Below are 24,157 nucleotides of genomic sequence, written 5' to 3'. Positions count from 1 at the left end.
ATGGCAGACATAAAGATTCCAGAAGGGATGACGGAAAAAGAATATTTTGAAATTCATGCCAGTCAGGAGGAGTTTTTAGACTGGTACTACAAGCAGGAACTCCCTCAATACGAAAAACCAAGTGTGACGGTGGATATGGTAGCCTACTGCTTTGTCGAAGGAAAGATCAAGCTCTTATTAATTCGTCGCAAGGCTCACCCTTATCAAAATTGTTTGGCTCTTGTTGGAGGATTTATGGACAAGGGCGAAGATGCTGCGCATGCCTGTCAGCGTGAGGTGAGAGAAGAAGTCAATCTCGATCTTCCTTTGGAAAAAATCGAGCAATTGATGACCGTATCGACTCCCGGCCGTGACCCACGGGGCTGGACAGTGACCATTGCCCACTTGGTTTATTTGCCTAGTCGTGCATTAGAACTTGTTCAAGCAGGAGACGATGCCAAGGATGTGGTTTTTGTAGATGTCGATTTTCAGACGGGTAAGTGCTTCTTAGAGGGAGTAGAGTTGGAGGAGCAAGCTTTCGCTTTTGACCATTATGCCATTATCCAAGAATCCATCAAACGAATCCAAGGCCGTCTCGACTGGAATCCGACCTTCCTTTATCTGCTGGAGGAGGAGTTCACTGTCTACGAAGGAACTGAACTGGTCAATCTTATCAACCCCGGTCGTCCAATCGTCAGCAATAACTTTCTCGTAAAATACGGAGAATATGTAGAAGAAGTCGGACTCAAACGAGTACCTAAAAAGAAACCAAGAAAAACCTATCGATTGAAATAAAAAACGAGGTCGGGAAAAAGCTCCCGACTTCTTTATTTGCTGTTGCGACTGTTTTAGGGATGGCTATCTTTCTTAGAATTACTCAACATGTGAGTAAAGAAGTCTTTGTATCGATACTTGAGATAGTTCTCATGTAAAAATAACAAAGATATATAGAAAATCATAAAAACTGTAGTCAGATAAAACACATCAAATGCAGTTCGCGCATAGTAAGTGGCTGATTGATAAGAGCCAATAGCTGCCACAATCAACCAAGGAAGATACTTGTAATACTTATTTAGCATAAGAATGCACCTCCTATATTCTATTTCAACGTTATTATATTCCTTTGTACTTAAAGATGAAAGCGATTACACAAAAACAAATTCAAATTTTTAATAGGAAAATCTCCTGTTTTTCTGTTTTATTACGAATAGAAGAGTAGGAGGAGTAAATGTATCTAAATTATGTGAGATTTTTAAAATAGTTTAGATAAATTGTTGACATGTTTAAAATGCAATGTTACAATTATATTACAAAAAGATTTCTTTATATTTCTAAAACATTACAAAGGAGTAGAAAAATGAAAAAGAAAACCTATATCAAATTGATGGCAGCAACTGTATTGGCTTCTACCTTGCTATTGGGAGCTTGTGGAAATAAAAAAGAAACAACTCAAGCAAGCAGTTCTGCTAAGACAAGCCAATCATCAAGTTCTAAAGCAGCTTCTGCTAGCAAAGAAAGCAAGACTCAGAAGTCCTCAAGTTCAGTTTCATCTGAAAAGGCCAAGGCGTCTACTGACCAGTCTGCAGCAACTACAACATCATCACCAGCAACACCTGCACCAGAGCAAAGACAAGGTCAAGAGGTGTCTAATCAACAGGCGGCTAGTCAACAAACTCCTGCTCAGACTCCTTCAACTCAACAGGCTCCTCAAACCCAGTCTAACCAATCAAGCTATGATCCTACAACTGACCGCAAACTTCAAGACAAACAAGCAGAGCAAAATAAACGCTACAAGGGTGTTTTAACCATGGTAGATGGTGATTTCTCAGCTGCAGCGGGAAATTGGAAGGGAGCAAATGGCGAAACTATCACAGTTTCATCAGGTGGTCAATTTACAGTAGAATCTGCTGATGGAAAGAAAGAAAATTACTCTATCAGAGGCTACTCTTATACTCTTGATGGTGGCAAGTATAATGCCAAAATCGGTGGAGGGAGAGTCATCCAAATTACAACAGGAGCAGATGGTAAGGTTTCCAGTGTTGCTTTGAATCAATAACAACCCTCAGTATTTGAATATTTACAATCAATGAAAATCCGTCAGCTCAATAAGAGTTGACGGATTATTTTATACTTGTACTTGGGTTAAAAATTCTTCTGTAGTAAGAATTTGAGCGAATTCATCTTGTAGAGAAAGGAGATTAATCTCATGGATAGTCTCAGGAGAGATGGACTGACCGTTTTTGTTAGACAGGGTAAAACTGGCAGTAGCATCTGCTAGTAAAGTGACTCTAAAACCAAGATTTGCTGCCATTCGTGTTGTAGTAGATACACAATGAGGCAGGGTCAAACCAACAACGACTAAATGACAAATCTGATTTTTTCGTAAATATGTTTCAAGATTTGTTTCAATAAAGGCGCTATTAACCGTTTTTTGAAAGACAGGTTCTGCAGTAACTGGCTCAAATCCACTTTTAAACACCTGATTTTGTTTGTTATGAAATTGCGACTGGGGATTGTCAGATATGTGTTGAACATGTAAGACTGGAAGAGCGTGTTTACGAAAGTATGCCAGTACCCTCAATGCTTGTTGTTCAGCTTGAGGGTTGTTCCGTTCTCCCCAGATAGGGTTATCAAATGCTTTTTGCATATCGATAATCAGTAGAGCAGTATGAACCATTTTAAGCCTTATCCAACTGCAAGAGAGCCTCAATCTCTGCCAGAGTGCTAGCTTGTGAAATAGCTCCACGGAGTTTGGCTGCGCCAGATGTTCCACGGAGGTAGTGAGGAGCGAGACCACGGAATTCACGAACTGCTACGTTTTCTCCTTTGAGGTTAATCAAGCGTTTCAAATGTTCGTAGGCGATTTTCATCTTGTCCTCAAAGGTCAAATCAGGTAGGATTTCTCCTGTTTCAAAGTAATGGTTGATTTGGTTGAAGAGGTAAGGATTTCCCATGGCAGCGCGGCCAATCATGACTGCATCAGCACCAACTTCTTCGATGCGTTGTTTGGCTTCTTGGACCGTACGAATGTCACCGTTGGCGATAAATGGAATCTTGGTCAAAGCTTGAGCGACCTTGTGAAGGGTCTCAAGGTCTGCGTGACCTGTATACATTTGTTCACGGGTACGGCCATGCATGGCGAGGGCAGAAACACCTGCTGCTTCAGCAGCGAGGGCATTTTCAACTGCCAGAGATGGATCGGCCCAGCCGGTACGCATTTTGACAGTAAGTGGAATATCAAGGACAGATTGAACCTTGTTGATAATAGAGTAGATCTTGTCTGGGTCCTTGAGCCACATAGCGCCAGCTTCGTTCTTCACGATTTTGTTAACTGGGCAGCCCATGTTGATATCCACGATATCGGTTTTAGTGTTTTCTTGGATGAATTCTGCTGCGCGTGCTAGGCTGTCTTCATCGCTACCAAAAAGTTGGATAGAGACAGGGTTTTCGCCTTCATCGATATGAAGCATGTGCAGGGTTTTTTCGTTGTTGTATTGGATTCCCTTGTCAGAGACCATTTCCATGACAACGAGTCCAGCTCCGAGCTCTTTTGCGATAGTACGAAAGGCTGAGTTTGTCACGCCAGCCATAGGTGCTAAAACGGTACGATTGGGAATCTCAACATTGCCAATCATAAAAGGTGTATTAAGATTTGTCACGAATGAGTTCCTCCAGGTCGTTTTCATCAAAGTTGTAAGTAGTTTGGCAGAATTGACAAGTGATTTCTGCCCCGTGGTCTTCCTCTTTCATTTCCTGTAGGTCTGAGCTTGGAAGGCTAGCAAGAGCGTTCATAAAGCGTTCATGGCTACAGTCACATTGGAAACGGATTTCTTCTTCAGAAAGACGCTTGTAGGCCTCGTCACCGTAGATTGCTTTGAGGAGGGCTTCGATATGGTCTTCACTTTCGAGAAGCGTTGAGATAGCTGGCATTTCTTGGATGCGTTTTTCAAAGCGAGCAATCTCTTCTTCCTTGGCTCCTGGCAAGACTTGAACTAGGAAACCACCTGCAACCTTGACCTTGTCTTCCTCGTCCAAAAGGACATTGAGGCCGACTGCTGAAGGTGTTTGTTGGCTTTCAGTCAGGTAAAAGGCAAGGTCTTCACCAATTTCTCCAGAGATAAGGGGAGTCATAGAGTTGTAAGGATTTCCAGTACCGTAGTCTGTGATAACGAGGAATTGACCGTTTCCAACAAAAGGTCCGACTAGAACTTCACCAGTTGCAGTCTTTTTGATGTCAACACCAGGATTTTGAACGTAGCCTTTGACGTTCCCCTTGGTATCAGCGACGGTGATGATAGCACCTAGAGAGCTAGATCCCAACACCTTAACTGTTAGTTTAGTATTTCCTTTTTCATTGGCTGCGAGAATCTGGCTAGCGATAAGAGTTCGACCAAGCGCTACAGTTGAGCTAGCTTGGGTTTGGTGTTTTTCTTGAGCAGTGCGGACGGTTTCCGTGCTGTCAAGGACAAAAGCACGAAAGGCGCCACTTTCTGATATAGTTTTAATAATTTTATCCATAGCTACTATTTTAGCATAAAAATGCCCAAAGGGGGAGCCGTGTGTTTGCTGATTTTCAGGATAATGGACCAGGAAATCAGCATGAAAATAAAAAGAGAAACAGATTATTTCAGCATTTGTAAGATTTATGCTATGCTTAAGGTAGAAAATGAAAGGGGTAACAAATGTATTTAGGAGATTTGATGGAAAAGGCCGAATCTGGCCAATTTTCAATCCTTTCCTTTCTATTACAAGAGTCTCAGACGACCGTCAAGGCTGTAATGGAGGAAACAGGATTTTCAAAAGCAACTCTAACCAAATATGTCACCCTGCTCAATGACAAGGCTTTGGACAGTGGCTTAGAGCTGACTATCTCCTTAGAAGATGAAAATCTGCGTCTGTCAATCGGTGCAGCTACCAAGGGGAGAGATATTCGGAGCTTGTTTTTGGAGAATGCTGTTAAATACCAGATTTTGATCTACCTTCTCTACCACCAACAGTTTTTAGCCCATCAATTGGCTCAAGAATTGATGATTAGTGAGGCAACGCTTGGCCGTCACTTAGCTAGCTTAAATCAGATTTTGTCAGAATTTGATTTATCCATCCAAAATGGACGTTGGCGAGGTCCAGAGCATCAGATTCGCTATTTCTATTTCTGTCTTTTCCGCAAGGTCTGGTCGAGTCAGGAATGGGAAGGCCATATGCAGAAACCAGAGAGAAAACAGGAGATTGCTACACTAGAAGAAATCTGCGGTGCAAGTTTGTCTTCGGGGCAGAAATTGGATTTGGTTCTCTGGTCTCACATCAGTCAACAGCGTCTTCGGGTCAATGCCTGTCAGTTTCAAGTCATAGAAGAAAAAATGCGAGGGTATTTTGACAATATTTTCTACCTTCGTTTGCATCGAAAGGCTCCTTCCTTTTTTGCCGGGCAACACCTTCCTCTAGGAACTGAGGATGGGGAGATGATGATATTCTTCTCTTTCCTCCTATCTCATCGCATCCTTCCTCTTCATACAATGGAGTATATTCTTGGTTTTGGAGGGCAGTTGGCCGATTTGCTGACGCAATTGATTCAAGAAATGAAGAAGGAGGAGTTACTGGGTGATTATACAGAGGATCACGTTACTTATGAACTCAGTCAGCTTTGTGCTCAAGTCTATCTCTATAAGGGCTATATTTTACAGGACCGCTACAAGTACCAGTTGGAGAATCGTCATCCTTATTTGCTGATGGAACATGATTTTAGGGGAACGGCAGAGGAGATTTTTCATGCTCTATCTGCCTTTCAGCAGGGGACGGATTTGGATAAGAAGATTCTCTGGGAATGGCTCCAGTTAATCGAATATATGGCTGAAAACGGTGGCCAGCATATGCGAATTGGTCTGGATTTGACATCTGGTTTTCTTGTCTTTTCAAGGATGGCAGCCATTTTGAAACGATATTTGGAATACAATCGTTTCATTACCATTGAAGCCTATGATCCTAGTCGGCATTATGATTTGCTGGTTACAAATAACCCGATTCATAAGAAGGAACAGACCCCAGTTTATTATTTAAAAAACGACTTAGATATGGAAGATTTGGCAGGGATTCGTCAGTTGTTATTCACTTAAAAGACTTGGTGCTTCCAGGTCTTTTTTGTGAAATTCACACAATCTCCTCACATTTTTTTAAAATTAAAAAAAGTTGATGAACAAGAAAGCGCTTTATTTTGTATACTAGTTAGTGTAAAGAGGATACATCCTCAAGATCTTTATCAGGAGGACAGCACATGTCACAAGAAAAATACATCATGGCCATTGACCAGGGAACTACAAGTTCTCGTGCCATTATTTTTAACAAAAAAGGAGAGAAGGTCAGCTCGAGTCAAAAAGAGTTTACTCAGATTTTTCCTCAAGCAGGTTGGGTTGAGCACAATGCTAATGAAATTTGGAACTCTGTTCAGTCAGTTATCGCGGGTGCTTTCATCGAAAGTGGTGTCAAGCCAAACCAAATCGAAGCAATCGGGATTACCAACCAGCGTGAAACAACAGTCGTCTGGGATAAGAAAACAGGACTTCCTATCTACAACGCGATTGTTTGGCAGTCTCGCCAAACAGCACCCTTGGCTGAGCAACTAAAAAGCCAAGGTTATGTGGAAAAATTCCATGAAAAGACTGGTTTGATCATCGATGCTTACTTTTCTGCGACCAAGGTTCGTTGGATTTTGGACCATGTGGAAGGCGCTCAAGAGCGAGCAGAAAAAGGAGAATTGCTCTTTGGTACCATTGATACTTGGTTGGTTTGGAAATTGACTGACGGTGCAGCTCACGTGACGGATTACTCAAATGCAGCTCGTACCATGCTTTATAACATTAAGGAACTCAAATGGGATGACGAGATTTTGGAAATTCTCAACATTCCGAAGGCCATGCTTCCAGAAGTTCGTTCTAACTCTGAAATCTACGGCAAGACAGCTCCATTCCATTTCTACGGTGGAGAAGTGCCAATCTCAGGTATGGCTGGTGACCAACAGGCAGCCCTCTTTGGACAGTTGGCCTTTGAACCAGGTATGGTCAAGAATACTTATGGAACAGGCTCTTTCATCATCATGAATACTGGGGAAGAGATGCAGTTGTCTGAAAATAACCTCTTGACAACGATTGGCTACGGAATCAACGGCAAGGTTTACTATGCCTTGGAAGGATCTATCTTCATAGCAGGAAGTGCCATTCAATGGCTTCGTGACGGTCTTCGCATGGTTGAAAATTCACCAGAATCTGAAAAATACGCTCGTGATTCTCACAACAATGATGAAGTTTATGTCGTTCCAGCCTTTACAGGTCTAGGTGCTCCATACTGGAACCAAAACGCTCGTGGTTCTGTCTTTGGCTTAACTCGTGGAACAACTAAAGAAGACTTTATCAAGGCGACTTTGCAATCTATCGCTTATCAAGTGCGTGACATCATCGACACCATGCAAGTAGATGCGCAGACAGCTATCCAAGTCTTGAAAGTAGACGGTGGTGCAGCCATGAATAACTTCCTCATGCAGTTCCAAGCTGATATTTTAGGAATTGACATTGCACGCGCTAAAAACTTGGAAACAACTGCCCTAGGAGCAGCCTTCCTAGCAGGTTTGTCAGTAGGCTACTGGAAAGACTTAGATGAGTTGAAACTCTTGAACGAGACAGGAGAACTCTTTGAGCCATCGATGAACGAATCGCGCAAGGAACAACTTTACAAGGGCTGGAAGAAAGCTGTGAAAGCAACGCAAGTCTTTGCGGAAATCGACGACTAATACTGGAAGAATAAAGCGACTTAGTTAGAAAGTGTGTAAATATGGAATTTTCAAAGAAAACACGTGAATTATCAATTAAAAAAATGCAAGAACGCACCCTGGACCTCTTGATTATCGGTGGGGGAATTACAGGGGCTGGTGTAGCCTTGCAGGCGGCAGCTAGTGGTCTTGAGACTGGTTTGATTGAAATGCAGGACTTCGCAGAAGGAACATCTAGCCGTTCAACAAAATTGGTTCACGGAGGTCTTCGTTACCTCAAACAATTCGACGTAGAAGTGGTATCAGATACGGTATCTGAACGTGCAGTGGTTCAACAAATCGCTCCACACATTCCAAAACCAGACCCAATGCTCTTACCAGTATATGATGAGGATGGAGCGACCTTTAGTCTCTTCCGTCTCAAAGTAGCTATGGACTTGTACGATCTTTTGGCAGGTGTTAACAACACACCAGCTGCCAACAAGGTCTTAAGTAAGGAAGAAGTCTTGGAACGCCAGCCAAACTTGAAGAAAGAAGGTTTGGTAGGAGGTGGGGTTTACCTTGACTTCCGTAACAACGATGCACGTCTCGTGATTGAAAACATCAAACGTGCCAACCAAGACGGTGCCCTCATTGCCAACCACGTGAAGGCAGAAGGCTTCCTCTTTGACGAAAGTGGCAAGATTACAGGCGTTGTAGCCCGTGATTTGTTGACAGACCAAGTCTTTGAAATCAAGGCCCGTCTGGTTATCAACACAACAGGTCCTTGGAGCGACAAAGTACGCAATTTGTCTAATAAGGGAACCCAATTCTCACAAATGCGTCCAACTAAGGGAGTTCACTTAGTAGTGGATTCAAGCAAGATCAAGGTTTCACAGCCAGTTTACTTTGACACTGGTTTGGGTGACGGTCGTATGGTCTTTGTTCTTCCACGTGAAAACAAGACTTACTTTGGTACAACTGATACAGACTACACAGGCGATTTAGAACATCCAAAAGTAACTCAAGAAGATGTGGATTATCTACTTGGCATTGTAAACAACCGCTTCCCAGAAGCAAATATTACTGTTCAAGATATTGAAAGCAGCTGGGCAGGTCTTCGTCCATTGATCGCAGGCAATAGCGCTTCTGACTACAATGGAGGAAATAACGGAACCATCAGTGATGAAAGCTTTAACAACTTGATTGCGACTGTTGAATCTTATCTCTCTAAAGAAAAAACGCGTGAAGATGTTGAGTCTGCTGTCAGCAAGCTTGAAAGCAGTACCTCTGAGAAACATTTGGATCCATCTGCAGTTTCACGTGGTTCGAGCTTGGACCGAGATGACAATGGCCTCTTGACACTTGCTGGTGGTAAAATCACAGACTACCGTAAGATGGCTGAAGGAGCTATGGAGCGCGTGGTTGACATCCTCAAAGGAGAATTTGACCGTAGCTTTAAACTCATCAATTCTAAGACTTACCCTGTTTCAGGTGGAGAATTGAACCCAGCAAATGTGGACTCAGAAATCGAAGCCTTTGCGCAACTTGGAGTATCACGTGGCTTGGATAGCAAGGAAGCTCATTACCTAGCAAATCTTTACGGTTCAAATGCACCGAAGGTCTTTGCCCTTGCTCATAGTTTGGAACAAGCTCCAGGACTCAGCTTGGCAGACACCTTGTCCCTTCACTATGCAATGCGCAATGAGTTGGCTCTGAGCCCAGTTGACTTCCTTCTTCGTCGTACCAACCACATGCTCTTTATGCGTGATAGTTTGGATAGCATCGTTGAACCAGTTTTGAATGAAATGGGACGATTCTATGATTGGTCAGAAGAAGAAAAAGCAGGCTACAGAGCAGATGTCGAAGCGGCTCTCGCTCAAAATGATTTAGCAGAATTAAAAAATTAAGAAAAAATAAAAGAGGTGGAGGGCAGCATTCCTTGCCACCCGCCCCTTCTTTTTAATGGAGACAGAAAGATGATGAATGAATTATTTGGAGAATTTTTAGGGACATTAATCCTGATTCTTCTAGGAAATGGTGTTGTTGCAGGTGTGGTTCTTCCTAAAACAAAGAGCAACAGCTCAGGTTGGATTGTGATTACTATGGGTTGGGGGATTGCAGTTGCGGTTGCAGTATTTGTATCTGGCAAGCTCAGTCCAGCTCATTTAAACCCAGCTGTGACCATTGGTGTGGCCTTGAAAGGTGGTTTGCCTTGGGCTTCCGTTTTCCCTTATATCTTAGCCCAGTTCGCAGGGGCTATGCTCGGTCAGATTTTGGTTTGGTTGCAATTCAAACCGCATTATGAGGCAGAAGAAAATGCAGGAAATATTTTGGCTACTTTCAGCACAGGACCAGCCATCAAAGATACTGTATCAAACTTGATTAGTGAAATCCTTGGAACTTTTGTATTGGTATTAACAATCTTTGCTTTGGGTCTTTACGATTTTCAGGCAGGTATCGGAACCTTTGCAGTGGGAACTTTGATTGTCGGTATCGGTCTATCACTTGGTGGGACAACAGGCTATGCCTTGAACCCTGCACGTGACCTTGGACCTCGTATCATGCACAGTATCTTGCCAATTCCAAACAAAGGAGACGGAGACTGGTCTTATGCTTGGATTCCAGTTGTGGGACCTGTTATCGGTGCAGCCTTGGCCGTTCTTGTATTCTCACTTTTCTAAGATATTAAAACTCAATTATTCATACCTCAATAAACATAACTTACAAAAAACGACCAAAATAAGGAGTACTTTCTCACTTCATTTTGGTCGTTTTGATTTTTTAAGTTTATATACTGGTGTTGATTACTATTTCAGTAAAAAGGCAGAATCTTTCACTGGTTCCTTCCTCAATTTTTTGTTCTTGAATTTTATTTATTGTGTGAACAATTTTGCCTCATTATTGGGATTCAGTACTAAGAGTCAGTTAGATTTTTTATTTTAAGAAATTAGATAATAGAAGTATTTATAGTTTTTAAATTATGATATAATGAATAAAGTTAACTATTCTTGGTAATATGATAGGAACTAATCCTAAAAAGATAAATCATGATATGAGAAAAAGAAAAAAGGAGTTTGACGGGTATGAATTATTTCGAGGGGAATGAGTTTTTCCTTCTTTTGTTTGTAGTTTTATTGATTGGTTTTGTAGTAAACTTTTTTGAAAAACGTAAGGACTACTATATTTTGACGCTCTCCCTCTTATTCGCAGCAGCTATCTATGGTAAGAGTCGAGCGATGATGGTCTATTTGCTTGCCTTTGTCGTTTATCAATATTTTCTGGTTTTTCTAGCACAGAGGATAGAAGCAAAGAGGCTGAAACCACTGGTTTTCCTTTCTATTCTTCCTTTGGTAATCAATAAAGTCTTTGCCCTGACTTCTCTGCATTTGTTGGCCTTTATTGGAATTTCTTACATGTCCTTTAAGACCATTCAGATCATGCTAGAAATATCGGATGGCTTGATTAAAGAAAAAATTAGTATAAAAGATTACCTACAGTTTCTGCTATTTTTCCCAACAGTTAGTGCTGGTCCGATTGATCGGAGCAGGAGATTTTTAAACGAGATAAACGATGTCATACCTCGAAAAGAGTATCTAGAGTTGGCAGGGGACGGTGTTTATCGTATCGTTTTAGGTCTACTTTACAAGGTTGTTTTATCAACCTATGTTTATCAGATTTTGCTCGCTCTAAGCAATACGGGTACAGTCATCTACTCAATTAAATATATGTACCTCTATACCTTGTATCTGTTCTTCGACTTTGCGGGCTATAGTCTAATGGCCGTTGGAAGTAGTAATATTCTAGGTATTCAGACACCGATGAACTTTAATAAACCTTTCTTGAGTGTCGATATCAAGGATTTCTGGACCAGATGGCATATCACCTTGTCGACCTGGTTGAGAGATTTTGTGTTTTCAAGGGTATTGATGCAGGTTATCAGGAAAAAATGGTTTAAAAATAGACTACATAATGCAACCTATGCTTATATGGTCAATATGTTGGTCATGGGTTTTTGGCATGGTCTCAGTGTGAGCTACATTGTTTATGGTTTTTATCATGGTGTCTTGATGGCTGGATTTGAAGTGTATCAAAAGAAAAGCAATTTTTATAAGAAAAATAAAAACAAAAATTGGTATAAGCTACTAAGTTGGTTTGTGACTATGAACTTGGTTATGATTGGTTTCTTTATCTTTTCAGGTGAACCCTATAAAATCTTACTGACGATTTTAAAGAGATAAGAGATAGAAAAGAAATCGGATGGATCGAAGAGATAGGATGAAACGAGATGATTAAATTAAAAGCATTTTTGTTATCGCTTGTGCTCGTAATTGTGACGCTTGCCCTTTTAAATGTGACATATATCAAGAAGATTGATGATTATTATACAGTTAAGGATAACAGTATTCGCTATAGCACTTCGTATGAAAAATATAAAAGTAGAGATATTCTGACAAGTAATATTACTCCCAATACACTGGTTTTATTGGGATCATCTGAGTTGGTTGCGACAAAGGATGAAGATTATCATCCTAATAGAATTTTTAACTATAACGATTTTAATATAATGCAGATTGGGACTAGTTATTCCCAAAATATCATTCAGGCAACAACCTTAGGCTCTATTGATGGATCTATGAGTAAGAGAAGAGTGGCTATAGTAGAGTCTGTTCAGTGGTTTGAAAAAGATGGAACCCATCAAGATGCATTTTTGAACAAGGCTTCTCAAGAACATATTTTCCACATGCTAGATAATGACAAGATTAGTAAGGAAACAAAAGAAAAACTAATCAATCGCATTATTGAGATTACCAAGGGGAACAAGCAACAAAATGACATCTACAAAAAATACAAAAGTTATTTCATAGATGGGAAAGGAACCATTGTTGATAAAAAACTATTAGAGTTAGATAACGTGATATATTCTTTTAAGCTCAAACGAAAATTTTATGAAAATCATGAGAAATCAGATTATCCCTTATCAGGAGATAAAATTCCAGACTATGATTGGGAGAAACTGACGGATCAGTTTGTAGAAGAGGTAAAAAAGAAAACAGATAACAATGACTATGCTGTTGATAATAATTACTACAATACCTACTTAAAAGATCGCTATGTATCTTTGAAAGATTCTAATAAAGATTTGAGCTATCTGGAGTCACCAGAGTATTCAGATATGGAACTTTTCTTGACAGTTGCCAAGGAATTGGGAATTGAAGTTGAAGTCATTATTTTTCCAGTAAATGGGAAATGGAATGACTACACAGGTGTCTCAAGAGAGATGCGAGAGAAAACTTATAAAAAAATAGAAGATGTCGCAAAAAGTCATGGTGCAAAGGTATTAAATTATGGAAACAGAGAGTATGATAATTACTTTTTATTTGACGTGATGCACGTTGGAGTGAAAGGATGGATGGAAGTTGAAAAAGAACTTTACAAATTTGCAAACCAAGATAACTAACACACACCGTTTAATCTTGTGGACGCTATTTTTCTATACGGTTATCTTAAGCATCGTGATTTATTGTTTTGTGACCGATTTTTCGAACATTCAAGAATTTATCTATAGTGAATTCTAGGATTACATACTATAAAATCTCTAGATAAAGGGAACTGCACCGATAAAGTGAGACATAAGATAGGGCTCTATAATATTTATAGTGGAGAAATCCTCTATAGGTAGTATGGAGCCTACTTTGTTGTAGCCCCCATATAATCTATACTGAAAAGCACTCAAGCTATCATTAGAAAGAATCATGTGGAACAAATTAATGTTACTGAAACGTAGTGAAAATAGACGGGTAAACAATTGAAAAACTAGTCTATAAAGTGGTATAATAGCAGAAAAATAAATTAGTAAGAAATTGATTTTATTTTAGCGAAAATTACAGAAATGAATGGTTTTTCTTGATGAAACAGAGAAAAGAATTGTACCTCTTTCTTGGTCGGACAGCCTTGTATTTTATTATCTTTCTAGGGCTACTTTACTTTTTTAGCTATCTTGGTCAGGGTCAAGGAAGCTTTATCTATAATGAATTTTAACTTGAAGGAGAATCCTTATTATGTCAAATAAACCAATAGTAGATATGATTGAAACCATTGAGCATTTTGCTCAGACACAGCCTAGCTATCCTGTCTATAATGTTTTGGGTCAGGAACACACTTATGGCGATTTGAAGGCTGATTCGGATAGTTTGGCTGCAGCCATTGACCAACTAGGCTTGCCTGAGAAGTCTCCTGTGGTCGTTTTTGGTGGCCAAGAATATGAAATGTTGGCAACTTTTGTAGCCTTGACTAAGTCAGGTCACGCCTACATTCCAATTGATAGCCATTCGGCCTTGGAGCGAGTTTCGGCTATTTTAGAAGTAGCGGAGCCAAGTTTGATTATTGCCATTTCAGACTTTCCATTGGAGCAGGTTTCGACACCGATGATGAATCTAGCTCAGGTTCAAGAAGTCTTTGCCCAAGGGAATAACTATGAAATCACGCATCCAGTCAAGGGTGATGATAATTACTACATTATCTTTACTTCTGGTACGACAGGTAAGCCAAAGGGAGTGCAGATTTCCCGTGATAATCTCCTTAGCTTTACCAACTGGATGATTACGGATAAGGAATTTGCGACACCAAGTCGTCCGCAAATGCTGGCTCAGCCACCTTATTCTTTTGACTTGTCTGTCATGTACTGGGCACCGACCTTGGCACTTGGTGGTACACTTTTTGCTCTTCCATCTGCCATTACACAGGACTTTAAGCAACTCTTTGCGACCATCTTTTCATTGCCAATCGCTATCTGGACTTCAACACCGTCTTTTGCAGATATGGCCATGTTGTCAGAAGACTTCAACAGTGAGAAAATGCCTGGAATCACGCATTTCTACTTTGATGGCGAAGAATTGACGGTCAAAACAGCTCAAAAACTACGTGAGCGTTTCCCAAATGCCCATATTATCAATGCTTACGGTCCAACAGAAGCGACAGTAGCCCTATCAGCTGTGGCCGTGACAGACGAGATGTTAGAGACTCTCAAACGCCTACCAATCGGCTATACCAAGGCTGATTCTCCAACCTTTATCATTGACGAGGAAGGAAATAAACTGCCAAATGGTGAACAGGGAGAAATCATTGTTTCTGGGCCAGCTGTTTCAAAAGGCTATATGAACAATCCTGAAAAAACGGCGGAAGCCTTCTTTGAGTTTGAAGGTCTGCCAGCTTATCACACAGGCGATGTGGGGACCATGACGGATGCAGGCTTACTTCTCTACGGCGGACGCATGGACTTCCAGATTAAGTTTAATGGTTACCGCATTGAGCTAGAAGATGTCTCTCAAAATCTCAACAAATCTCGATATATCGAGTCAGCTGTCGCTGTTCCGCGCTATAACAAAGATCACAAGGTACAAAATCTACTGGCCTATGTCATCTTAAAAGATGGTGTTCGTGAGCAGTTTGAGCGTGATATCGATATTACCAAGGCTATTAAGGAAGACTTGACAGATATCATGATGTCCTACATGATGCCGTCTAAATTCCTTTATCGAGACAGTTTGCCACTGACTCCAAATGGGAAAATTGACATCAAAGGATTGATTAACGAGGTGAATAAGAGATGATGGAGTTCTTTCAACAGCTTCCTCATATAGAGCCATACGGTAATCCTCAGTATTTTGTCTATGTGATTGCTGCGACCTTGCCCATCTTTATCGGTCTCTTTTTCAAGAAACGTTTTGCCTGGTATGAAGTGCTGGTTAGTCTCTTCTTTATCGTCACCATGTTGGTAGGTGGGAAGACCAATCAATTGATTGCTTTGGGTATTTACCTTTGCTGGGAAATATTGCTCCTGCTTTTCTACAAGCATTATAGAAAAAGTAAGGATGGCAAGTGGGTCTTCTACCTAGTTAGTTTTCTGTCCCTCCTTCCGATTATCTTTGTCAAGGTGCAACCAGCTATCAATGGAACGCAGTCTTTGCTTGGATTTTTAGGAATTTCTTACCTGACTTTTCGTTCGGTTGGGATTATCATCGAGCTGAGAGATGGAGTGATTAAGGATTTTACCCTCTGGGAATTCCTTCGTTTCCTTCTCTTCATGCCGACTTTTTCAAGTGGTCCAATCGATCGCTTTAAGCGATTTAATGAAAATTACCAGACCATTCCTGAGCGAGATGAGTTGATGGATATGCTGGATGAATCTGTTCGCTATATCATGTGGGGCTTTTTGTATAAGTTTATCCTAGCTCATGTTTTAGGAGAGACCTTGTTGCCTCCTCTGAAGAATCTAGCCTTGCAGTCAGGTGGCTTCTTTAATCTCTATGCCTTGGCAGTCATGTATACCTTTGGTCTGGAGCTCTTCTTTGACTTTGCAGGTTACTCTATGTTTGCCTTAGCCGTTTCAAATTTGATGGGAATTCGTAGCCCTATCAACTTTAACAAACCTTTTTTATCAAGGGATTTAAAGGAATTTTGGAATCGTTGGCATATGAGTCTCTCTTTATGGTTCCGTGACTTTGTCTTTATGCGAATGGTCATGGTATTGACCAGAAAGAAGGTCTTTAAAAATCGCAATGTAACCTCAAGTGTGGCCTACGTTGTCAATATGCTAATCATGGGATTTTGGCATGGAGTGACTTGGTACTACATCGCCTATGGACTCTTTCATGGACTGGGCTTGGTGATCAATGATGCCTGGATTCGCAAGAAAAAAACGCTCAATAAGGAACGGAAAAAAGCAGGGAAGGCTTCCCTACCTGAGAATCGCTGGATTCAGTTGCTTGGCATGGTTGTCACCTTCCATGTTGTCATGCTGTCATTCTTAATCTTTTCTGGATTTTTGAATGATTTATGGTTTAAAAAATAAAAGGAAATAAAATATGGATATCAAATCAGAAGTTATCGAAATTATTGATGAGTTGTTTATGGAAGATGTTTCTGACATGATGGATGAAGATCTTTTTGATGCAGGTGTCTTGGATAGTATGGGAACGGTTGAATTAATTGTGGAGATTGAGAACCGTTTTGACATTCGTGTCCCTGTAACAGAGTTTGGTCGCGATGACTGGAATACAGCTAATAAAATCATAGCTGGTATTGTGGAGCTGCAAAATGCTTAAACGCTTATGGATGATCTTCGGACCGGTTTTGATAGCTGGTTTGTTGGTTTTTCTGCTCATTTTCTTTTATCCTACTGAGATGCGTCATAATCTAGGAGCTGAAAAGCGTTCAGCGGTGGCTACTACTATCGATAGTTTTAAGGAGCGAAGTCAAAAAGTCAGAGCACTATCTGATCCAAATATGCGTTTTGTTCCCTTCTTTGGCTCTAGTGAATGGCTTCGTTTTGATGGTGCTCATCCTGCGGTATTAGCTGAGAAATACAATCGCTCCTACCGTCCTTATCTTTTAGGACAGAGGGGAGCTGCATCGCTTAACCAGTATTTTGGAATGCAACAGATGTTGCCACAACTGGAGAATAAACAAGTTGTGTATGTTATCTCACCTCAGTGGTTCAGTAAAAATGGCTATGAGCCAGCAGCCTTCCAGCAGTATTTTAATGGAGACCAGTTGACAAGTTTTCTGGAACATCAATCTGGAGATCAGGCTAGCCAATATGCGGCGACTCGCTTACTACAGCAGTTTCCCAACGTAGCTATGAAGGATTTGGTTCAGAAGTTGGCAAGTAAAGAAGAATTGTCGACAGCAGACAATGAAATGATTGAATTATTGGCTCGGTTTAATGAACGCCAAGCCTCCTTTTTTGGTCAGTTTTCAGTTAGAGGCTATGTCAACTACGATAAGCATGTAGTTAAGTATTTAAAGACCTTGCCAGACCAGTTTTCTTATCAAGCTATAGAAGATGTCGTTAAAGCAGATGCTGAAAAGAATACTTCCAATAATGATCTGGGAATGGAAAATTATTTCTATAATACGCAGATTAAGAAGGATTTGAAGAAATTAAAGGACTCTCAGAAAAGCTTTACCTATCTCAAGTCGCCAGAATATAATGACTTGCAGTTGGTTTTAACACAGTTTTCTAAATCTAAGGTCAACCCGATTTTTATCATTCCACCTGTTAATAAAAAATGGATGGACTACGCTGGTTTACGAGAGGATATGTACCAACAAACGGTGCAGAAGATTCGCTACCAGTTAGAAAGTCAAGGGTTTACCAATATAGCAGATTTTTCTAAGGACGGCGGGGAGCCTTTCTTTATGAAGGACACCATTCATCTTGGTTGGTTGGGTTGGTTGGCTTTTGACAAGGCAGTTGATCCTTTCCTATCCAATCCCACACCAGCTCCGACTTACCATCTGAATGAGCGCTTTTTCAGCAAAGATTGGGCGACATACGATGGAGATATCAAGGACTTTCAATAGATCATAATATCATAATATAGAAGAGTTCAAGAATGAAGCCTATTTTCACGTTTTTTCTTGACTCTTTTTTTGCTTGTGATATAATTAACTGGTAAACAAAATTTCAAAGAATAGTATTTTTCTCTTAAAAAAGAGAAGTCTAAAAGGAAAGGAGTCAGATATGAGACAGCTAGCGAAGGATATCGATGGCTTTTTGAATGAGGTGATTTTACAGGCGGAAAACCAACATGAAATCCTAATAGGTCATTGTACTAGCGAGGTAGCTTTGACCAATACTCAGGAGCACATCCTCATGCTCTTGTCGGAGGAATCTTTAACCAATTCAGATTTGGCTCGTCGTCTCAATGTCAGTCAGGCGGCAGTTACCAAGGCCATTAAGTCTTTGGTCAAGGAAGGGATGTTGGAAACATCTAAAGATCCTAAGGATGCGCGTGTGATTTTTTATCAGTTGACTGATTTGGCTCGTCCAATCGCTGAGGAGCACCATCATCACCATGAGCATACACTTTTAACCTATGAACAAGTGGCGACTCAGTTTACTCCAAATGAACAAAAAGTGATCCAGCGGTTTTTGACTGCTTTAGTAGGAGAAATCAAATAATGAGATATATTACGGTAGAGGATTTGTCCTTCTATTATGATAAGGAACCTGTTCTTGAACATATCAATTATAGTGTTGATAGTGGGGAATTTGTTACCTTGACTGGGGAAAATGGAGCGGCTAAGACGACACTCATCAAGGCCAGTCTTGGAATCCTCCAACCACGCATTGGCAAGGTGACTATTTCAAAGACAAATACGCAGGGTAAGAAATTGAGAATAGCCTATCTTCCTCAACAGATTGCCAGTTTTAATGCGGGTTTTCCAAGTACGGTTTATGAATTTGTCAAGTCGGGTCGCTATCCACGAAAGGGTTGGTTCCGTCGTTTGAATGCTCATGATGAGGAGCATATCAAGGCTAGTTTGGACTCAGTTGGTATGTGGGAACACCGAGACAAACGCTTGGGGTCTCTATCTGGGGGACAAAAGCAGCGAGCGGTGATTGCGCGTATGTTTGCTTCTGACCCAGATGTGTTTATCCTAGATGAACCGACAACGGGGATGGATGCAGGAAGTAAAAATGAATTTTACGAACTCATGCACCACAGTGCCCATCATCATGGCAAGGCTGTTTTGATGATTACCCATGACCCTGAAGAAGTTAAGGACTACGCGGACCGCAATATTCATCTAGTCCGTAACCAAGACTCGCCATGGCGTTGTTTCAACGTTCATGAGAATGATCAGGAGGTGGGCCATGCTTAGTTTGTTATCTTATGACTTTATGCAGCGTGCCTTTCTGGCGGTTATTGCTATGAGTCTTTTCTCGCCAGTATTGGGAACCTTCCTTATCTTGCGCCGTCAGAGTTTGATGAGTGATACCCTCAGCCACGTCTCGCTTTCGGGTGTAGCTTTTGGTCTGGTCCTAGGGATTTCTCCGACTATTTCAACTATTGCTATTGTCTTGATTGCGGCGGTCTTTCTGGAGTATCTCCGTACGGTTTACAAGAGCTTTATGGAAATCGGGACAGCTATCCTTATGTCAACAGGTCTGGCTGTTTCTCTGATTGTCATGAGCAAGGGTAAAAGCTCTAGCTCAATGAGTTTGGACCAGTATCTTTTTGGTTCGATTGTGACTATTAGTGAGGAGCAGGTCATTTCCCTCTTTGTCATTGCGGCGGTTGTTTTGATTTTGACCTTCCTCTTCCTTCGGCCGATGTACATTTTGACCTTTGATGAGGATACGGCCTTTGTGGATGGCTTGCCAGTTCGTACCATGTCCATTCTTTTTAACATGGTTACGGGGGTTGCCATTGCCCTTATGATTCCTGCTGCGGGAGCTCTTCTGGTGTCGACCATTATGGTCTTGCCAGCTAGTATTGCCCTGCGTCTGGGGAAAAACTTTAAATCGGTTATGCTGCTAGCCAGTGCTATTGGATTTTTGGGAATGGTGGCAGGACTCTACATTTCCTACTATGCAGAAACACCTGCAAGCGCAAGTATTACTATTATTTTTGTAACTGTCTTTTTACTGATCAGTTTAGTAAGATGTTTTATCAAATAGGAGACTAATGTGAAAAAAATTAGCTTATTGCTAGCCAGTCTATGTGCCCTGTTTTTAGTGGCTTGTTCCAATCAAAAGCAGGCAGATGGCAAACTAAATATCGTGACAACCTTTTACCCTGTCTATGAATTTACTAAGCAAGTCGCAGGAGATACTGCTAATGTAGAACTCCTTATCGGTGCTGGTACAGAACCCCATGAATATGAACCTTCTGCCAAGGCAGTTGCCAAAATCCAAGATGCAGATACCTTCGTTTATGAAAATGAAAACATGGAAACATGGGTCCCTAAATTGCTAGATACCTTGGATAAGAAAAAGGTCAAAACCATCAAGGCGACAGGCGATATGTTGCTCTTGCCAGGTGGCGAGGAAGAAGAGGGAGACCATGACCATGGCGAAGAAGGTCATCACCATGAGTACGATCCCCATGTTTGGTTATCACCAGTTCGTGCTATTAAACTTGTAGAGCACATCCGTGATAGCCTATCAGCAGATTATCCGGATAAAAAAGATACCTTTGAGAAGAATGCTGCTGCCTATATCGAAAAATTACAAGCCTTGGATAAGGCTTATGCAGAAGGCTTGTCTCAAGCCAAACAAAAGGGCTTTGTAACGCAACACGCAGCCTTTAACTATCTCGCTTTAGACTATGGGCTCAAACAAGTCGCTATCTCAGGACTTTCTCCAGATGCAGAGCCATCAGCTGCACGTCTGGCAGAATTGACAGAGTACGTCAAGAAAAATAAAATTGCCTATATCTACTTTGAAGAAAATGCCTCACAAGCCCTTGCTAACACACTTTCAAAAGAGGCAGGTGTCAAAACAGATGTCCTTAATCCTTTAGAAAGTCTGACAGAAGAGGACACCAAGGCTGGAGAAAATTACATCTCTATCATGGAGAAAAACCTCAAGGCTCTAAAACAAACAACAGACCAAGAAGGTCCAGCTATCGAACCTGAAAAGGCAGAGGATACCAAGACAGTTCAAAATGGTTACTTTGAGGATGCAGACGTCAAGGACCGCACTTTGAGTGACTATGCAGGTAACTGGCAATCAGTTTATCCTTTCCTTGAAGATGGTACGTTTGACCAAGTCTTTGACTACAAGGCTAAGTTGACTGGTAAGATGACTCAAGCTGAGTACAAGGCCTACTATACAAAAGGCTATCAGACAGATGTGACTAAGATTAATATCACTGATAACACTATGGAATTTGTTCAAGGTGGACAAAGTAAGAAATTCACCTATAAGTATGTCGGTAAGAAAATCTTGACTTACAAGAAAGGCAATCGTGGCGTGCGCTTCCTTTTTGAAGCCACAGATGCGGATGCTGGACAATTCAAATATGTTCAGTTTAGTGACCACAATATTGCCCCAGTTAAGGCAGAACATTTCCATATCTTCTTTGGAGGCACAAGCCAAGAAGCCCTCTTTGAAGAAATGGACAACTGGCCAACCTACTACCCAGATAACCTATCTGGACAAGAAATCGCCCAAGAAATGTTGGCGCATTAATGAGAAATCGACTAGTTCATAAGAGCTAGTCGGTTTTTTGATACTAGATGGCAAACTTCATTATAGACCTTTCAGAACTTTAAACAATAAATAAAACTCTTGAAATATCGGGGTTTATATGCTAGAATGTAGTTAATTGATAAGGTTCATTAGAACACCAAAGCCCCTAACTATGGCCGTAGTTAAGGGCTTTTTTGACGTATCTTAGCGATTTAACGGGTGTTGATAGGCTAGTCATTCGGTCTATTTCTTACCATATTTCAATCTACTATATTTAAAATCAGAAAATGTATCAGATGTATAAAAGCTTGATGTTATATCAATTATAAAAGTGGATAGGAAAGTGTTCTGATTATCAGAATTCCTTCCTATCCACTTTTTGAAGATTGTAAGTTAGCCTAATTTTATGTAGAATCAGCTTATTTGTTTTATTTATCAAAACCTTGCAAGGCTTTTTGGCGTTCTTCTACTTGACCTTTAGCATCTAGTTTATTACCACCGTATACAGCTGATTCCCATGATCCGTACATTGGATTTGGGAAGATGATGAATTTTTCACCGAATTCTTTTTGCAATTCTTCAAGTTGTTTATCACGGTCAGACTCAGAAGTCTTAGAAAAATCTGCAAAGTCTACAAGGTTATCACCAAACAATAAGATAAGATTTGTTTTTTCTTGAACTTTTTGGCGACGCCCCTCTTTGGATTTTACACCACTTTCTAAGAACATGAGATGATCACGTCCTTGAACAGGAATTCCTTCACTTTCAAGATTTTTAATGGTAGCATCTACTTGATTAGCTGAGCGGTCAGAAATGTAGTAGATTTGGACACCGTTTTGATCAGCAAACTGAAGAAAATCCTTGGCGCCTGGGACAGCTTTTGCTGCAGCTTTTTGAACCCAAACATCCCAATTTTCGGGTGTGAATGCTGTACCATCTTTGACATTTTGTACTTGATAAGGGCTATTATCTAGGACAGTTTCATCCAAGTCTAAAACGATAGAGTAAGGTTTGTCTGATTCTGTTTTGAGCAATTCCTTTAGGTGATTTGTTGCAACGTTATAACCCTGTATGTATAAAGCTTTAGTTTCAGCTGATTTTTGGTACCAAAGGGTTGACATAGTGTTTTCTCTTGACCGTAGTTGGTCATATGTCAATGTAATCTGATTATCAGATGAGCTATTATTGTTTGCCTGTGTTTCTGTGGACTTTGTTGCACAACTAGCCAATAAGAAGACAGAAGCAAGTGCAGAAAGGATTGTAACAGTAGTTTTTGCTGTTTTCATGAAATATCTCCTATTTATTCATTTCAATAAATAGTATAGCACGAGAGAAAAGTTAAGGCAAGTTATTCCCTGACCATTGATGTAGATTCTATAGAAGTTAATGTAATGAAAAAAGCGATTACTAACTTGAAATGTAGTTTCACCTCTAATTATTGACATTTTAGGAAAAATCGCAGTAAAAATAGCACAGCCTTCTTTAAATGTGCTATAATACAGGAAAAAATAATAATGGAGGTCACGATAATGGCAACATTTTTGATGATTTTTGTGGTGGTTTGTGTGCTCCTATTGGTGATAGTCACACTGAGTACAGTTTATGTGGTTCGTCAGCAGTCGGTGGCGATTATTGAACGCTTTGGGAAATACCAAAAGGTTGCCAATAGCGGTATTCATATTCGATTGCCTTTTGGGATTGACTCGATTGCAGCTCGGATTCAGTTGCGCTTGCTGCAAAGTGATATTGTGGTTGAGACTAAGACCAAGGACAATGTGTTTGTTATGATGAATGTGGCGACTCAGTACCGTGTCAACGAGCAGAGCGTGACAGATGCCTACTATAAACTCATGCGTCCAGAATCTCAGATTAAATCTTATATCGAAGATGCCCTTCGCTCTTCTGTTCCAAAATTAACCTTGGATGAATTGTTTGAGAAAAAAGATGAGATTGCACTTGAAGTTCAACACCAAGTAGCAGAAGAAATGACTACTTACGGTTATATTATCGTGAAAACCTTGATTACTAAGGTCGAACCAGATGCAGAAGTTAAGCAATCCATGAATGAAATCAATGCGGCGCAACGTAAGCGGGTCGCAGCGCAAGAATTGGCGGAAGCTGACAAGATTAAAATTGTCACTGCAGCTGAAGCCGAAGCAGAAAAAGACCGCCTCCATGGTGTGGGGATTGCCCAACAACGTAAGGCGATTGTGGATGGATTGGCAGAGTCTATCACCGAACTCAAGGAAGCCAATGTTGGCATGACAGAAGAGCAAATCATGTCCATTCTTTTGACCAACCAGTATTTGGATACCTTGAATACCTTTGCCTCTAAAGGAAACCAGACTATCTTTTTACCAAATACGCCAAATGGTGTTGATGATATCCGTACACAAATCTTGTCAGCCCTCCGTGCTGAGAAGAAATAATAGACTAAAGAGCTTGGCAACAGGCTC

At 40.7% G+C, this 24,157-nt stretch carries 23 protein-coding genes; 18 read left to right on the top strand and 5 right to left on the bottom strand.

Features of this window, described 5'->3' with window-relative positions; genetic code table 11:
- A complete protein-coding gene (locus tag N8L33_RS02990; RefSeq protein WP_153193813.1) occupies window positions 1-774 on the top strand; it encodes an NUDIX domain-containing protein in 774 nt (257 codons plus the stop codon).
- 53 nt (window positions 775-827) lie between these two features.
- Here N8L33_RS02990 and N8L33_RS02985 read toward each other — a convergent pair whose 3' ends face one another.
- A complete protein-coding gene (locus N8L33_RS02985) occupies window positions 828-1,058 on the bottom strand; it encodes a hypothetical protein (protein WP_153193814.1) in 231 nt (76 codons plus the stop codon).
- A 278-nt stretch (window positions 1,059-1,336) separates the two neighbouring features.
- Here N8L33_RS02985 and N8L33_RS02980 point away from each other — a divergent pair, with 278 nt between their 5' ends.
- Window positions 1,337-2,035, top strand: coding sequence for a hypothetical protein (locus tag N8L33_RS02980; protein WP_261058370.1), 699 nt, complete (start codon window positions 1,337-1,339; stop codon window positions 2,033-2,035).
- Window positions 2,036-2,104: 69 nt separating this feature from the next.
- Here the strand turns inward: N8L33_RS02980 and N8L33_RS02975 are convergent, their stop codons facing one another.
- Genes N8L33_RS02975 through hslO form a run of 3 tightly spaced genes read right to left on the bottom strand, consistent with a single transcriptional unit; the run spans window position 2,105 to window position 4,497 of the window.
- Window positions 2,105-2,656, bottom strand: coding sequence for a cysteine hydrolase family protein (locus N8L33_RS02975; protein WP_261058368.1), 552 nt, complete (start codon window positions 2,654-2,656; stop codon window positions 2,105-2,107).
- 1 nt (window position 2,657) lies between these two features.
- A complete protein-coding gene (dusB, locus tag N8L33_RS02970; protein ID WP_000183308.1) occupies window positions 2,658-3,638 on the bottom strand; it encodes a tRNA dihydrouridine synthase DusB in 981 nt (326 codons plus the stop codon).
- Window positions 3,625-4,497 carry an Hsp33 family molecular chaperone HslO gene (hslO, locus tag N8L33_RS02965; RefSeq protein ID WP_000357854.1) on the bottom strand — a complete coding sequence of 291 codons (873 nt, stop codon included), beginning with the start codon at window positions 4,495-4,497 and terminating at the stop codon, window positions 3,625-3,627. The genes dusB and hslO overlap by 14 nt, the downstream gene beginning before the upstream one ends.
- A 164-nt stretch (window positions 4,498-4,661) precedes the next feature.
- Here hslO and N8L33_RS02960 point away from each other — a divergent pair, with 164 nt between their 5' ends.
- From N8L33_RS02960 to adcA, 15 genes are all read left to right on the top strand, one after another.
- Window positions 4,662-6,089, top strand: coding sequence for a helix-turn-helix domain-containing protein (locus N8L33_RS02960; protein ID WP_261058366.1), 1,428 nt, complete (start codon window positions 4,662-4,664; stop codon window positions 6,087-6,089).
- A 158-nt stretch (window positions 6,090-6,247) separates the two neighbouring features.
- Window positions 6,248-7,756 carry a glycerol kinase GlpK gene (glpK, locus tag N8L33_RS02955; protein ID WP_000076785.1) on the top strand — a complete coding sequence of 503 codons (1,509 nt, stop codon included), beginning with the start codon at window positions 6,248-6,250 and terminating at the stop codon, window positions 7,754-7,756.
- A 41-nt stretch (window positions 7,757-7,797) separates the two neighbouring features.
- Window positions 7,798-9,624 carry a type 1 glycerol-3-phosphate oxidase gene (gene glpO, locus N8L33_RS02950; RefSeq protein WP_261058365.1) on the top strand — a complete coding sequence of 609 codons (1,827 nt, stop codon included), beginning with the start codon at window positions 7,798-7,800 and terminating at the stop codon, window positions 9,622-9,624.
- A gap of 69 nt (window positions 9,625-9,693) precedes the next feature.
- The gene (locus N8L33_RS02945; protein ID WP_000980822.1) at window positions 9,694-10,398 is read left to right on the top strand and encodes an MIP/aquaporin family protein; all 705 of its coding nucleotides are present in this window, start codon (window positions 9,694-9,696) and stop codon (window positions 10,396-10,398) included.
- A gap of 402 nt (window positions 10,399-10,800) precedes the next feature.
- The gene (gene dltB / locus N8L33_RS02940; protein WP_050090174.1) at window positions 10,801-11,955 is read left to right on the top strand and encodes a D-alanyl-lipoteichoic acid biosynthesis protein DltB; all 1,155 of its coding nucleotides are present in this window, start codon (window positions 10,801-10,803) and stop codon (window positions 11,953-11,955) included.
- Window positions 11,956-12,002: 47 nt separating this feature from the next.
- Window positions 12,003-13,175, top strand: coding sequence for a D-alanyl-lipoteichoic acid biosynthesis protein DltD (gene dltD / locus N8L33_RS02935; RefSeq protein WP_261058363.1), 1,173 nt, complete (start codon window positions 12,003-12,005; stop codon window positions 13,173-13,175).
- A gap of 449 nt (window positions 13,176-13,624) precedes the next feature.
- Entirely contained in the window at window positions 13,625-13,756 is a 132-nt protein-coding gene (locus tag N8L33_RS02930; protein WP_000813664.1) for a teichoic acid D-Ala incorporation-associated protein DltX, read from the top strand.
- A 20-nt stretch (window positions 13,757-13,776) separates the two neighbouring features.
- Window positions 13,777-15,327, top strand: a complete 1,551-nt coding sequence (gene dltA, locus N8L33_RS02925; protein WP_261058361.1) for a D-alanine--poly(phosphoribitol) ligase subunit DltA — start codon at window positions 13,777-13,779, stop codon at window positions 15,325-15,327.
- Window positions 15,324-16,568 carry a D-alanyl-lipoteichoic acid biosynthesis protein DltB gene (gene dltB, locus N8L33_RS02920; RefSeq protein ID WP_261058359.1) on the top strand — a complete coding sequence of 415 codons (1,245 nt, stop codon included), beginning with the start codon at window positions 15,324-15,326 and terminating at the stop codon, window positions 16,566-16,568. Before dltA ends, dltB (N8L33_RS02920) begins: the two co-directional genes overlap by 4 nt.
- Window positions 16,569-16,581: 13 nt before the next feature.
- Window positions 16,582-16,821 carry a D-alanine--poly(phosphoribitol) ligase subunit DltC gene (gene dltC / locus N8L33_RS02915; protein WP_000351967.1) on the top strand — a complete coding sequence of 80 codons (240 nt, stop codon included), beginning with the start codon at window positions 16,582-16,584 and terminating at the stop codon, window positions 16,819-16,821.
- A complete protein-coding gene (dltD, locus tag N8L33_RS02910; RefSeq protein WP_261058358.1) occupies window positions 16,814-18,082 on the top strand; it encodes a D-alanyl-lipoteichoic acid biosynthesis protein DltD in 1,269 nt (422 codons plus the stop codon). The genes dltC and dltD (N8L33_RS02910) overlap by 8 nt, the downstream gene beginning before the upstream one ends.
- 160 nt (window positions 18,083-18,242) lie before the next feature.
- On the top strand, window positions 18,243-18,683 hold the full coding sequence (gene adcR / locus N8L33_RS02905; RefSeq protein WP_001249312.1) for a zinc-dependent transcriptional regulator AdcR: 441 nt from the start codon (window positions 18,243-18,245) through the stop codon (window positions 18,681-18,683).
- Entirely contained in the window at window positions 18,683-19,387 is a 705-nt protein-coding gene (locus N8L33_RS02900) for a metal ABC transporter ATP-binding protein (protein WP_001269496.1), read from the top strand. The genes adcR and N8L33_RS02900 overlap by 1 nt, the downstream gene beginning before the upstream one ends.
- Window positions 19,380-20,186 carry a metal ABC transporter permease gene (locus N8L33_RS02895; protein WP_261058352.1) on the top strand — a complete coding sequence of 269 codons (807 nt, stop codon included), beginning with the start codon at window positions 19,380-19,382 and terminating at the stop codon, window positions 20,184-20,186. The genes N8L33_RS02900 and N8L33_RS02895 overlap by 8 nt, the downstream gene beginning before the upstream one ends.
- A gap of 9 nt (window positions 20,187-20,195) precedes the next feature.
- A complete protein-coding gene (adcA, locus tag N8L33_RS02890) occupies window positions 20,196-21,701 on the top strand; it encodes a zinc ABC transporter substrate-binding lipoprotein AdcA (protein WP_261058351.1) in 1,506 nt (501 codons plus the stop codon).
- A gap of 428 nt (window positions 21,702-22,129) precedes the next feature.
- Here adcA and N8L33_RS02885 read toward each other — a convergent pair whose 3' ends face one another.
- A complete protein-coding gene (locus N8L33_RS02885; RefSeq protein ID WP_261058346.1) occupies window positions 22,130-22,987 on the bottom strand; it encodes a 5'-nucleotidase, lipoprotein e(P4) family in 858 nt (285 codons plus the stop codon).
- 258 nt (window positions 22,988-23,245) lie between these two features.
- Here N8L33_RS02885 and N8L33_RS02880 point away from each other — a divergent pair, with 258 nt between their 5' ends.
- Window positions 23,246-24,130, top strand: coding sequence for an SPFH domain-containing protein (locus N8L33_RS02880; RefSeq protein ID WP_004235732.1), 885 nt, complete (start codon window positions 23,246-23,248; stop codon window positions 24,128-24,130).
- The last annotated feature ends 27 nt before the right edge of the window (window positions 24,131-24,157 follow it).

The organism is Streptococcus mitis (assembly GCF_946188695.1).
GTDB classification, from domain to species: Bacteria; Bacillota; Bacilli; order Lactobacillales; family Streptococcaceae; genus Streptococcus; species Streptococcus mitis_DF.
The sequence above is the reverse complement of the archived record's forward strand: the minus strand, read 5'-3'. Positions and strand labels throughout refer to the sequence as shown.